Source organism: Aurantiacibacter gilvus (genome assembly GCF_038289935.1).
GTDB classification, from domain to species: Bacteria; Pseudomonadota; Alphaproteobacteria; order Sphingomonadales; family Sphingomonadaceae; genus Alteraurantiacibacter; species Alteraurantiacibacter gilvus.
This window is the reverse complement of the sequence record NZ_JBBYHV010000001.1, coordinates 1599771-1612123: the sequence shown is the minus strand read 5'-3', so window position 1 is coordinate 1612123 and position 12353 is coordinate 1599771. Positions and strand designations below refer to the sequence as shown.

Annotated in this window: 10 protein-coding genes and 1 tRNA gene; 5 read left to right on the top strand and 6 right to left on the bottom strand. The window is 63.8% G+C overall.

Features of this window, described 5'->3' with window-relative positions; translation table 11 throughout:
- Positions 1-12: 12 nt before the first annotated feature.
- Positions 13-2340 carry a 3-hydroxyacyl-CoA dehydrogenase/enoyl-CoA hydratase family protein gene (locus tag AAEO60_RS07960; RefSeq protein WP_341673117.1) on the bottom strand — a complete coding sequence of 776 codons (2328 nt, stop codon included), beginning with the start codon at positions 2338-2340 and terminating at the stop codon, positions 13-15.
- On the bottom strand, positions 2340-3476 hold the full coding sequence (locus AAEO60_RS07955; protein WP_341673116.1) for a thiolase family protein: 1137 nt from the start codon (positions 3474-3476) through the stop codon (positions 2340-2342). The genes AAEO60_RS07960 and AAEO60_RS07955 overlap by 1 nt, the downstream gene beginning before the upstream one ends.
- Before the next feature lie 179 nt (positions 3477-3655).
- Between AAEO60_RS07955 and AAEO60_RS07950 the strand changes: the two genes are divergently transcribed.
- Entirely contained in the window at positions 3656-5362 is a 1707-nt protein-coding gene (locus AAEO60_RS07950) for a long-chain-fatty-acid--CoA ligase (RefSeq protein ID WP_341673115.1), read from the top strand.
- Entirely contained in the window at positions 5359-5802 is a 444-nt protein-coding gene (locus AAEO60_RS07945) for a MerR family transcriptional regulator (protein ID WP_423970111.1), read from the top strand. Before AAEO60_RS07950 ends, AAEO60_RS07945 begins: the two co-directional genes overlap by 4 nt.
- Before the next feature lie 40 nt (positions 5803-5842).
- Here AAEO60_RS07945 and AAEO60_RS07940 read toward each other — a convergent pair.
- Both AAEO60_RS07940 and cpdR read right to left on the bottom strand, forming a co-directional pair.
- Positions 5843-5917, bottom strand: a tRNA-Val gene (locus tag AAEO60_RS07940).
- An 86-nt stretch (positions 5918-6003) separates the two neighbouring features.
- Positions 6004-6378 carry a cell cycle two-component system response regulator CpdR gene (gene cpdR / locus AAEO60_RS07935; RefSeq protein ID WP_341673114.1) on the bottom strand — a complete coding sequence of 125 codons (375 nt, stop codon included), beginning with the start codon at positions 6376-6378 and terminating at the stop codon, positions 6004-6006.
- Positions 6379-6522: 144 nt separating this feature from the next.
- Here cpdR and AAEO60_RS07930 point away from each other — a divergent pair, with 144 nt between their 5' ends.
- Positions 6523-7470 (top strand): N-formylglutamate amidohydrolase, encoded by a 948-nt coding sequence (locus AAEO60_RS07930; protein ID WP_341673113.1) that lies wholly within the window; start codon positions 6523-6525, stop codon positions 7468-7470.
- 237 nt (positions 7471-7707) lie between these two features.
- On the opposite strand, the gene AAEO60_RS07925 is transcribed toward AAEO60_RS07930, so the two are convergent.
- Both AAEO60_RS07925 and AAEO60_RS07920 read right to left on the bottom strand, forming a co-directional pair.
- Positions 7708-8538 carry a SapC family protein gene (locus tag AAEO60_RS07925; RefSeq protein ID WP_341673112.1) on the bottom strand — a complete coding sequence of 277 codons (831 nt, stop codon included), beginning with the start codon at positions 8536-8538 and terminating at the stop codon, positions 7708-7710.
- 88 nt (positions 8539-8626) lie between these two features.
- Positions 8627-10075 carry an FAD-binding oxidoreductase gene (locus AAEO60_RS07920; protein ID WP_341673111.1) on the bottom strand — a complete coding sequence of 483 codons (1449 nt, stop codon included), beginning with the start codon at positions 10073-10075 and terminating at the stop codon, positions 8627-8629.
- 140 nt (positions 10076-10215) lie between these two features.
- On the opposite strand from AAEO60_RS07920, the gene AAEO60_RS07915 reads away from it, so the two are divergent.
- The gene (locus tag AAEO60_RS07915) at positions 10216-10794 is read left to right on the top strand and encodes a hypothetical protein (protein ID WP_341673110.1); all 579 of its coding nucleotides are present in this window, start codon (positions 10216-10218) and stop codon (positions 10792-10794) included.
- Positions 10795-10897: 103 nt separating this feature from the next.
- A complete protein-coding gene (locus tag AAEO60_RS07910) occupies positions 10898-12352 on the top strand; it encodes a DEAD/DEAH box helicase (protein ID WP_341673109.1) in 1455 nt (484 codons plus the stop codon).
- Position 12353: the final 1 nt, after the last annotated feature.

Sequence of the window (12353 nt, the reverse complement as noted above, 5' to 3'; positions counted from 1 at the left end):
AGGTCCTCTCTATCAGTTGCGCAGCGGCTTGCCGGTTTCGAGCATGTGCTCGACCCGGGCCTGCGATTTCGGGTTGCGGCACAGGCGCATGAAGCCTTCGACTTCCAGCTTCAGCAGGTCCGCCTCGGTGGTGATCTCGGTGGGATCGGTGTCGCCGCCGGTCAGCACGCGGGCCAGTTCGCCGGCCACGGTAACGTCATGGTCGGTTGCCTTGCCCTGCTTGTGGAAGCTGTCGACTGCCAGTTGCAGTGCCGCTGCGCCGGACGGGCCGGGCAGGCGGTATTCGGGTTTCTCGGGCGCAGCATAGCCGTCGACCATGGCGAGCGCGCGCTGCTTGGCGTCAAACAGCAGGCGATCGCGGTTCATGGTCACGCCGTCGTCGTGGCGCAGGAAACCGTATTCCTTGGCCTCGGCAGCCGACTTGGCCACCGTGGCGGTCGAGACGATCTCGAACACCTTGGACACGGCTGGCATCGGGCCCTTGGGATACTTCGGATTGTTGATCCAGCGGCTGAGCATTTCGCCACAACCACCCCAGCCGGGAATGATGCCGACACCGGTCTCGACGAGGCCGATGTAGGTTTCCGCATGGGCCTGGATGGCGTCGGAGTTGAGGCAGATCTCGCAGCCACCGCCGAGCGCCATGCCGAACGGAGCCGACACGACGGGGAAGGGAGCGTACTTGAGCGCCTTGTAGGCGTCCTGGCCGCCCTTCACGAGCTTCTCCACTTCGCTCCACGCCGCGATGTTCAGCGCGAACATGGCGAGGCCGAGGTTGGCACCGGCGGAGAAATTGGAGCCCTCGTTGTAAACGACGAGCGCCTTGTAGTTCTTCTGCACCAGCGGGACGGCCTTCTTGATGAGCTTCATCACCTGCTCGTCCAGCGCGTTCATCTTGCCGGTGAATTCCAGCGCGACAACGCCGTCACCCACGTCCCACAGCGCGGCAGAGCTGTTGGCGAGCAGCGGCTCGGACGACAGCTTGATGTCTTCCAGCTTGAGCACGCCTTCGGGACGGACGATGTCGTGGTACCCGCCGTCCGTGCCGAGGTACTGACGCTTGCCGCCTTCGACCCGGTAGAACGGGCGTCCGTCGGCGACCTTCAGCATCTCGGGAACGGGCAGGCCATCGGCCTCCAGCCGTTCGACCAGCGTGGCAACGCCGATATTGTCGATCATCTCGAAGGGGCCGAACTTCCAGTTGTAGCCCAGCTTCATCGCATCATCGACGCCGACAATCGTCTTGGTCGCTTCGGGGACGATCATAGCGGCATAGGACAGTGTCGGGCCGAGCACGGCCCAGGCATATTCGCCGACCTTGCCTTCTTGCGAGATCAGCTTGCCGAGGTCGCCCTTGGCGGCCGATCCGCGCACGAGGCGCGAACCGCGCGCCGGGGCATATTCGCCGGTCTGGAGGTTCTTGGCCTCCTTCACCTTGCCGCCGCCTTCGCGGTTGATGCGGTAGAAGCCACCCTTGCCCTTGCGGCCGGTGTAGCCTTCCTCGATCATTGTCTCGATCAGCGGCTCGCTGCGCGCGATCGCCTGGTATGGATCGTCCTTGGGCAGGGTGCTGGTGAGCGACTTCATCAGGTGCGGCATCAGGTCGATGCCGATCAGGTCGATCAGGCCGAAGATGCCGGTCTTGGGCACGCCCATCGGACGACCACCGATCTCGTCGGCCTCTTCCACGGTCACGCCCTGCTCGAAGGCGGCATTGACCGCCTGCTGGATCCAGAAAGTGCCCACGCGGTTGGCGATGAAGCCGGGGCTGTCCTCGGCATCGACCACGCTCTTGCCCAGCTTGCGGTCGACGAATTCGCTGACCATGGCGACCGTGTCGGCATTGCTGTCCGGACCGGCCACGATCTCGATCAGCCGCATGTAACGCGGCGGATTGAAGAAGTGGGTGATCAGGAAGTCCTGCTTGAACTGGTCGCTGCGGCCATCGGTCAGCTGCGCCAGCGGGATGGTGGAGGTGTTCGATGACACGGCCGTGCCGGGCTTCCGCACCGCTTCCAGCTTCTCGTAGAGCGACTGCTTGATGTCGAGCCGTTCGATGATCGCTTCGACCACCCAGTCGCACTCGGCAACCTTGTCGAGGTGGTCCTCGATATTGCCCGTCTCGACCAGCTTGGCCGCGCGCTTCGACATGAAGGGGGCGGGCTGGGTCTTGAGCATCTTGGCGACCGCGCCTTCGGCAATCGCGTTGCGGTTGTCACCTTCCTTGGGGACGATATCGAGCAGCAGCACGGGTACGCCGGCGTTTGCCACCTGTGCAGCGATACCGGCACCCATCGTGCCGGCGCCGATGACGCAGACCTTGTTGATGGTGTTAGCCATTACGCGACCTCCAGGATCGTCGCGATGCCCTGGCCGCCGCCGATGCACTGGGTGCTGAGAGAGTATTTCTTGCCTTCGCGTTGCAGCAGCTGGGCCGCCTTGCCGACGATGCGCGCGCCGGTAGCACCCAGCGGGTGGCCGATGGCAATCGCGCCACCGTCGATATTGAGCTTCTCTTCGGAAATGCCGAGGTCACGCACGGTGGCGATCGACTGGCTGGCGAAGGCTTCGTTCAGCTCGACAATGTCGATGTCGTCGATCGTCAGGCCGGCGCGTTCCAGAGCCTTCTGGCTGGCCCCTACCGGGCCGATGCCCATGATTTCGGGCGCGCAGCCGGAAATGGCCATCGACTTGATCTTGGCCATGATCGTCAGGCCGTTGGCCTTGGCATAGTCCTCGCTGCAGACCAGCACCGCGGTGGCGCCGTCGGTGAGCGGGGAGGAGGTGCCGGCGGTAACCGTGCCGTTCTCGTCGAAGGCCAGCTTCAGGCCGGCCAGCGCTTCGGCAGTGGTTCCGGGGCGGGGGGTGCCGTCAGCGTCGATCACCGTGCCGTCGGGCAGGATGTAGGGGACGATCTCGTCCTTGTACTTGCCCGCTTCGATGGCGGCAGCGGTCTTTTCCTGGCTCTTCAGCGCGAAGGCTTCCTGATCTTCCCGGCTGAGGTCGTACTTCTTGGCCACGTTCTCGGCAGTGTCGCCCATGCCGATGTAGGCGGCGCTCTTCTCGGCGAGGGCGGGGTTGGGCATGGGGTTGAAACCGGTCATCGGCACGCGGCTCATTGATTCGATACCAGCGCAGATGAAAACGTCGCCTGCACCCAAGGCGATCTGACCCGCGGCATAGTGGATCGCGCTCATGGAAGAGCCGCAGAAGCGGTTCACGGTCATTCCGCCCACCGACAGCGGCAGGTCTGCCAGCAGGCCGACTAGCCGCGCAATGTTGAAGCCCTGTTCGCCTTCGGGGAAGGCACAGCCCATGACGATGTCTTCGACGTCTTCCGGCTTCACACCGGTCTTCTCGATCAGGCCCAGAATCGTGTTGGCAGCAAGATCATCGGGACGAACCTTCGCCAGGGCACCTTTGTAAGCGAGATGGAAGGGGGACCGGACATAGCCTGCAATGACGACATCACTCATGGTTCGTTCTGCCTTTCTTTGTCGATTCGCCTGATCTTCAAACCAGTCACCGAACTGGTCGATTGACCTTTGGCGTCGAATGATTACGATAAAGTCTGTTGCTTGACCTATACGTTAAGCAACGTGGAATCAAGATGCAGTTTCTCCCGTTTCTGCGACTGATATGGAAGGCTTGTGGCATGACAGAGGCAGCGCCGATTTCCTATCCGCTCGATCCTTCGCGGATCCTCGATGCGGACGGCAACCTGCGACCGCGCCTGCTGACCGAAGCCTTCGACCGCGCTGTCACCCAGTTCGCCGACCGGATTGCGATCGACTTCCTTGGCCGCGAATGGACCTATGGCGAAGTGGGCGAACTCGTCGAACGCGTCGCCAGCGGCCTGCAGGACTTGGGGTTGGGCAAGGGTGACCGTTTCGGCCTGTGCCTGCCCAATGCGCCCTATTCGGTGATCCTCTACTACGCCGTGCTGCGCGCCGGCGGCATCGTTGTGAACCTCAACCCGCTCTACACCGAGGACGAGCTGGAATTCCTCATCGTCGATTCGGGCGCCAAGATGGTCGCCGTCCCTGACCTCGAACGCCTGCACGGCAAGGTCGCCGGGGCTTTCGGACAAGGCGCGATGGAGCGCGTGGTGCTGTGCCCCATGGCGGACGTCCTGCCGTTCTGGACGGGTCTCGGCCTGCGTACGCTCAAGCGTTCCGAACTGGCGAAGAAGCGCGGGGGTGTCACCTATACCGACTATCGCGATCTCGCTGCCCATGCGGCCAAGCTCTCTCCCGTGCAGCAGGACCCGCACGATGTCGCGGTTCTGCAGTACACGGGAGGAACGACCGGGCGGCCAAAGGGTGCCATGCTCACCCATGCAAATCTTGCGGCGAACTCCGCCCAAATGTTGCTGCACGTCGGCGAGGAGCGGAATGTCCAGGAGCGCACGCTGGGCGTGCTGCCGCTGTTCCACGTCTTCGCGCTCACCTGTGTGCTCAACTACGGCGTCGAAACCGCAGCCGAGCTGGTGCTGCTGCCGCGTTTCGAGATGGACGAGGTGCTCAAGACCCTCAAGCGCAAGCCGCCGACGCAGATCTTCGGCGTGCCGACGATCTACAACGCGCTGGGATCGCTGCCCGATGACAAGGTGCCCGACCTGTCTACTGTTCGCACGAGCATTTCCGGCGGCGCGCCGCTGCCGCTCGACGTGCGCAAGATGTACGAGCAACGCACTCATTCGCCCGTGTCCGAAGGCTATGGCCTGACCGAGGCGAGCCCCATCATCACCAGCAACCCCTTGCTCGGCCGCGAGCCGGTAAAGGACAATTCCGCCGGCCCCGCTTTCCCGCACACGGTGATCGAGATCCGCGATCCCGATACCGGCGAATGCTGCAAGGGCGTGGGCGAGCGCGGGGAGATCTGCGCGCGCGGCCCGCAGGTCATGAAGGGCTACTGGAACCGCCCGGAGGAAACCGAGAAGACCTTCGTCGACGGTGCCCTGCGCACGGGCGACATCGGCTATCTCGACAAGGACGGCTACCTCTTCATCGTCGACCGCATCAAGGACCTGATCCTGTGCTCGGGTTACAACGTCTACCCGCGCGTGATCGAGGATGCCGCCTACGAACACCCGGCGGTGAAAGAGGCCATCGCCATCGGCGTGCCGGACGACTATCGCGGCGAGGCGCCGAAGCTGTTCATTGCCCTGCACGAGGGCGAGGAACTGGACGCGGGAACGCTGGATGCCTTCCTCAAGATGCGGCTCAATCCCATCGAGATGCCCGATTCCTACGAATTCCGTGACGAGCTGCCCAAGACGCTGGTCGGCAAGCTGGAAAAGAAACAACTGGTGGCTGAGGAAAAGGCCAAGCGGCTCGCCGCAGCAGGGGACAAGCCATGACTGACGCCGCCCGCGAGAAGATCGACCATACCCCCGTGTTCGAGGGGATGGGCAAGAACGACCTGATGAGCATTGCCGAAGCTTCCGAGGCGCTCGGCGTGACCCAGCGGACCTTGCGCTTCTACGAGGACAAGGGGCTGATAGAGCCCAAGCGCGTCGGCACCATGCGCGTTTATTCGCGGCGCGAGATGGCCCGCATGCAGCTGATCCTGCGCGGCAAGCAGCTGGGTTTCTCGATCCGCGAGATCGGCGAATTCCTCAGCCTCTATGACCTCGATCCGGACCAGGTCGTGCAGGCCCGCCGGGTGATCGAAGCGACGCAGAAACGGCTGGCGGAACTGCGCCAGCAGCGTGAAGCCATCGAGCAGACGATTGTCGAGCTGGAGGGCCTCGAAGCCCTGTCGAAACGCCATATCGCGGCGCATGAGGGCCGGGGCTGAGAGCCCTTTTCTATCCGTAAATGTCAGTGCTGGAAGCGAATGGTGGGCGTAGCAAGGATTGAACTTGCGACCCCTACGATGTCAACATAGTGCTCTACCACTGAGCTATACGCCCACACCATTCGGTATGTGCCGCTGGGGTCAGCGGCAGGCGGGCCATCTAGCGCCGCCTTCGGCCTAGTGCAAGGCCCTATTGCTGGCTCAGAGCGAGACGGCCGCGCTGTCTTCGAACATGCGTTCCACTTCCATGACCAGGTCCTTCAGGTGGAACGGCTTCGACAGCATCTTGGCATTGGTGGATTCGCGGTTCGCCTTCAGCGAAACGGCAGCAAATCCGGTGATGAACATCACCTTGGTCGACGGGCTCAGCTCGTTGCAGCGCTGGGCCAGCTCGATGCCGTCCATTTCCGGCATGACAATGTCGGACAGCAGCAGGTCGTAGATTTCGGTTTCGATCAGCGGCAACGCCTCGGTGCCGCAGGAAACGGCCATGACCGAATAGCCAGCCTGTTCGAGCGCCCGCTTGAGATAGCTGCGCATCGCGTTGTCGTCTTCGGCCAGCAGGATACGGATCATGCCCTGGTCTCTTCCCTGATGTTTCGTGTGGCGATGGGCTTTAAGGACAGCTGCGTTAAAAATCTGCCTCCGCGTCGCACCTGACCTGCTTTGGTACAGCCCATGCTTTGACACGGGATAAGTTCACGGCCAGCAATGTCTGCGATGCAAAGCGACCAATCCGGCCCTTACGATTCGCAGTTGCAAACGGGTGGAGCAATCCCCGGTGCTGACGAGCAGCCGGCTTTCGTCCTGCGCAAGCCGCGCCATTCGGCAATTCCCGTACTGATCGCCGTCCCGCATGCGGGGCGCGACTATCCGGCCTGCCTGCTCGGCCGCATGCGCCATCCGGCAGAAGCGGCACCGCGCCTCGAAGACCGCTACATCGACCTGGTGGCCCAGCGCGTCGCCAAGGCGACCGGAGCCAGCCTGCTGGTGGCCAATGCCCCGCGCGCCATGATCGATCTCAACCGCTCGCCTGACGATGTCGACTGGGAAATGGTGTCAGGACCGCGCTCGGCCATCGTACGGGCACGGTTCGCGGCAGGTCGGCGCTCGCGCAGCGGGCTGGGGCTGGTGCCGCGCCGCTTGCCCGGACTGGGTGAGCTTTGGCGACAGAAGCTGCGACCGGCTGAGCTTTCCGAACGGATCGAGCAGGTCCACACGCCCTACCATGCCACGCTGTCGCATATGCTGGAGGCCTTGCGTGATCGCTGGGGGGCCGCGCTGTTGCTGGACATGCATTCCATGCCGCCGCTTGGCCCCAAGACCGGGATTGGCGCGGCCGCAGACTTTGTCGTGGGAGACCGCTTCGGAGCTTCGTGCAGCGGCAGCCTGGTTACCGCCGCGCTGGATCATCTCGAAGTGCAGGGAAAGCTGGCAACGCACAACAGGCCCTACGCCGGCGGTTTCGTGCTGGACCGGCACGGTGCGCCTGCCCGCGGACTGTCTGCGATGCAGCTGGAAGTGTGCCGCGCGACCTACCTCGACTCGCACCTGCGCGAGCCGGGGGAGGGGCTGGATGCCGTGGCCGAGGTGGTCGCAGGGCTCGTCCGGCGACTGGCCGACGAAGTTGCCAGCGGTGCGCGCGGTTTTGCCCAGGCAGCCGAATAGGTCACTGTTCGCGCACTAAAAAACCGCCTCGTGCAAAAGAGCACGAGGCGGCCAAGGTTCAGGGAGGAGGCGCACATCAGTGCACCTATCCGATCAGGCCATGAGGGGAGCGCCGATCGGACAAATCCAAGATAGGCCCAATCGCGCACGTTTCAAGGTTATAAAGTATCATGCGGCGGACGACCCTTGCCGTCCACCGCATGAATCTGTCTTTTCAGCGCAGCAAGGCGCTGGTTATCAGGACTTCTTGGCCTTCGGCTTGTCAGCTGCCGGGGCTGCCGGAGCAGCGCCGTTGGCGGCTGCGATCGGGCCCTTGCCCTGCTCGACCTGGCGAGCGAAGACGGTGCGCATCAGGTCCAGCGAGAACAGGTGGGCGACGATCAGCGGCAGCAGGCCGTTCTCGTTCCACTTGCGCAGCTGGTCACCGCGCAGTTCGCGCAGCTTGTCCTGGTTGACCATCTGGAAGCCGCGATAGGTGAAGGGATCGTTCGGTGCGTCTGCGCGCTGGATGGCAACTTCCCCGTCCATCAGCAGGTCGTGGTCCTTCAGTTCCTTCATGAAGGCCTGGGTGCGGGCACCGGCCTGTTCGAACTTCTCGCAGAACTGCAGCAGGCCCTGCGTGTGTTCGGTCGGCTGCTTGTCATCGGTGAAGAGGGCAGCGCCGTCATCGAACTTGCCGACCAGGTCAGTCGTCGGGTCGAAGCACAGCGACAGGTTGTCCGAGTTCTTGTCCAGCTTGGCGAGGATGAACGGATAGCGACGGATATAGGCCGGGATGTAGGGCGTCGGCGCATCGACCGGCGTACCTTCGTCGTCGAAGAAGACGTTCACGCCTTCGTTGAGGCCCATCAGTGCCAAAGGCACGGCATTGTCACCAGCCGAGAACACGATCGGGTAGTTGCGCTGGGCAGCGGGGAACTCTTCCACCGTCAGCGGCACGGCGTGCTGATGGGCAACCCATGCCGCCTTGTCCACCGTGCGGGCGGTGTAGTCGCCATGCTCGTTGCTGTTGAGGGGGATGAGGTCCTTGTAGAACACGGGCAAATTGGCTTTAGGCGCGCTGGCCATCATACTCTCCGATCAATCTGGATTTCGGTATCCGGGTTATTCGAACCTTCCAGGCCCGGAACGGATACCGTCTAGTTCGCGCGCGGCCTTAAAGCGACTCGTCAGTGGTTTCAAGCGGGACAAGTTTGCCGGGGTTGAGCAAGCCCAGCGGGTCAAGCGCCTGTTTCACTTGCCGCATGATCGCCAGTTGCGCCGGATCGCCCAGTCGTCCCAGCTCGTCGCGCTTGAGCTGGCCGATGCCATGTTCGGCGCTGATCGAGCCGTGCCAGGCGGTAACCTCGTCGTGCACGAACTGGCTGATTGCCTTGCCCTGTCCCAGCTCCCATTCGCCCGGCACGGCATCCTTGGGGGCAAGGACGTGGAAGTGGACGTTGCCGTCGCCAAGGTGCCCGAAGGCCACGGCGCGGGTGCCGGGAAACTCGGCTTCGACCTTGGGTACGGTCGCCGCAACGAATTCCGCCATGGCCGGCACCGGCACGGAAATGTCGTGCTGCATGGCGGGGCCGATGGCACGTTCGGCGGGGGCAATCTCGTCGCGCAGGGCCCAGAACTCTTCCGCTTGCGTCTCGTTGGCGGCGATCGTGGCGTCGGCGACCAGTCCGGCCTCGAAGGCACTTTCCAGCAGGTTCTGGGCGAGGTCGGGCAGGCCATCGACAGCGGAGGCGTCGGCTGACAGTTCGATCAGGGCATTCCACGCATGACGCTCGGCCAGGGGGGCGCGGGCGCGGGGGCTGTGTGCCAGCACGGCTTCGAGCGAATGACGCGGCATGACTTCGAAGCCTTCCAGCGCATCGCCCGCAACCTTCTCTGCATGCAGCAGCAGCTTGCGCGCGTCGCGAATGTCACCAAGGCCCGCCCACAGCACGGCGCGGTCCGCCTGCGCGGGCAGCAGCCGTAGCGTAGCGGCGGTAACGATCCCCAGCGTGCCCTCGGAGCCGATCAGCAGCTGCTTGAGGTCGAAGCCACGGTTGTCCTTTTTCAGGGGCTGCAGGCTGTCGAACACCGTTCCGTCCGCCATGACCGCCTCGATCCCCAGCACCTGCGCGCGCATGGACCCGTGCCGCAGCACCTGCGTTCCGCCGGCATTGGTGGAAATCAGGCCGCCAATGGTTGCCGAGCCCTTGCCGCCCAGCGTCAGCGGGAAGCGCAGGTCCTTCGGTTCGACCGTTTCGTGCAGTGTCTGCAAGATCAGGCCCGCCTCGGCGGTGATCTGGCGCGCGTCGACATCGAAGGCGCGCACCTTGTCCATCCGCCGCAGCGACAGCACCACGGCCTCGCCGCTGTCGTCGGGCGTGGCGCCGCCCGACATGCCGGAGTTGCCGCCCTGCGGAACGATAGGCACCCCATGCTGCGCGCACAGCTTCACCAGTGAAGCCACCTCTGCCGTGTTCGCAGGGGAGGCGAGGCCAAGGGCCTTGCCGGTGAAACGGCCGCGCCAGTCGGTCAGCCAGGGGCTCACCAGATCGGCGTCGGTGGTGAAGCCGCGTTCGCCCAGCAGTTCGGCTGCGGCAGTCAGGAAAAGGCTCGTATCGCTCATGGCGCGCCTGATGCCAGCAGACCCGCGCGCTTGCAAAGGCCGAATGACAGGTTAAGCCACCATTCAAGGCCGCATGTTAGGGAGAGCCGCGACAAGATGACGCCCATGGATCGCAGCGCCATCATTCGAAAAGCCCCGGCATGAAACGCATAATAGCCTTGCTGACACTCCTCGCCCTGCTGGTGCCGCTGTTCGCGCTCCAGCTGCCGGCACCGGTGTCGGCGCAGGATGCACACAGCCGCAACGGGCCGCAGTCTGTCTTGCCGCTGGGTTTCGACCAGAACCCGGGTTCGCCTTTCGAGCTGCTCGATGATGCCCGCCGTCCTGCCACGCAGAACCAGGTGCGCATCGAACAGCGCGTGATCGTGCGCGTCTCGCCTGCTCCGCCGCGTGCCCGTACGCAGATGATGGCGGACCTTCCGCGCCGCCCTTTGCCGCGCAATTTCGAGGAAGAGGAATACGGCGACTGCATCGAGGTGGCGGAAATCGTCGGCATCCAGCCCACCAGTGATAACCGCCTGCTGTTCTTCACCAGCGGCAACACCGTGCTGGCCGCGACGCTGGGCGAATCCTGCGTCGCGCGGGCCTTCTATTCGGGCTTCTATGTCGAACGCAGCGAGGACGGGCGGCTCTGTGTGGCGCGAGACCAGTTGCAGTCGCGCGCCGGAGCCAGCTGCCAGGTAGCCGAATTTACCCGCCTGGTGGCGGTCGGCCAGTAACGCGCGTTTACCCGTAAATCTTGACCTAGGCCCCGCGCCTGCCTAGGGCGCGCAGCATTGTCGGCGCGATTTTCGTGCCTTCCTTATTTCCGGACCTGACGCATTGACCACTTTCGCCGATCTCGGCCTCTCACCTGAATTGCTCAAAGCCGTGGACGCGGCTGGCTATACCGAGCCGACTCCGATCCAGGCAGAAGCCATTCCGGCAGTGCTGATGATGAAGGACCTCATCGGCATCGCCCAGACCGGTACGGGCAAGACCGCTAGCTTCGTCCTGCCGATGATCGACGTGCTCGCCAGTGGCCGCCGCCGCGCGCTGATGCCGCGCTCGCTGATCCTCGAGCCGACCCGCGAACTGGCTGCCCAGGTGGCCGAGAACTTCGAGAAGTACGGCGTCAACCACGACCTGAAGATGGCGCTGCTGATCGGCGGCGTACAGATGGGTGACCAGGTCAAGGCGCTGAATGAGGGCGTCGACGTTCTGATCGCCACTCCGGGCCGCCTCATGGATCTGTTCGAACGTGGCAAGATCATGCTCAACGCTTGCGAACTGGTGGTGATCGACGAAGCGGACCGCATGCTCGACATGGGCTTTATCCCCGATATCGAGTTCATCTGCTCAAAGCTGCCCGAACAGCGTCAGACCATGCTGTTTTCCGCCACCATGCCGCCGCCCATTGCCAAGTTGGCCAAGCAGTTCCTCAACAATCCCAAGCGCATCGAAGTCAGTCGCGCGGCCTCGACCAACGAGAACATCACCGCCTTCAAGATCCCGGTAAAGACGCGCGAGAAGGGCGAGACGCTGCGCTGGCTGCTGCGCAACGACCTGGTCGAAACGGCGATTGTCTTCGCCAACCGCAAGACCACCGTGCGCGAGCTCAACAAGAGCCTGCAGAGCCACGGCTTCGCTTCGGGCGAGATCCACGGCGATATCGACCAGAACCAGCGCAACAAGGAATTGCAGCGCTTCAAGGACGGCGAGATCAACATCCTCGTCGCCAGCGACGTCGCCGCGCGCGGGCTCGACATCAAGGGCGTCAGCCACGTGTTCAACTTCGATACGCCGTGGCATCCGGACGACTACGTCCACCGCATCGGCCGCACGGGCCGCGCCGGGGCCAAGGGCCGCGCCTTCACGTTCGTCGCGCCCGAAGATGCCGAAGCGATCGACAACGTCGAGAAGCTGACCGGCGCCAAGGTACCCGTCTTCGGCAAGAAGGACGTCCGCGTCGAACTGCCCCAGGCCCAGCCCGAGCAGGAAAAGGCCAAGGCAGAGAAGCCCAAGGCTGAGAAGCCCAAGCGCGAAGAACCTGCCGAGGTCGAGCAGGACGAAAAGCCGCGGGAGAAGCCGAAGCGTTCGCGTGCGAAACGTGACGATGATCGTCAGGATGAGGGCAAGTCCGAGAACAGGCCCGAGAACAAGCCGCGCCGCGAAAAGAGCGAACCGCGCGATGAAAAGCCGCGCCAGAACCGTCGCCGCAACGAGGACGACGAACCGGTTCCCGCTGGCGAGTGGAACGGCCCCAAGCCGGGCTTCCTCGGCGTCGGCTTCGATTGAG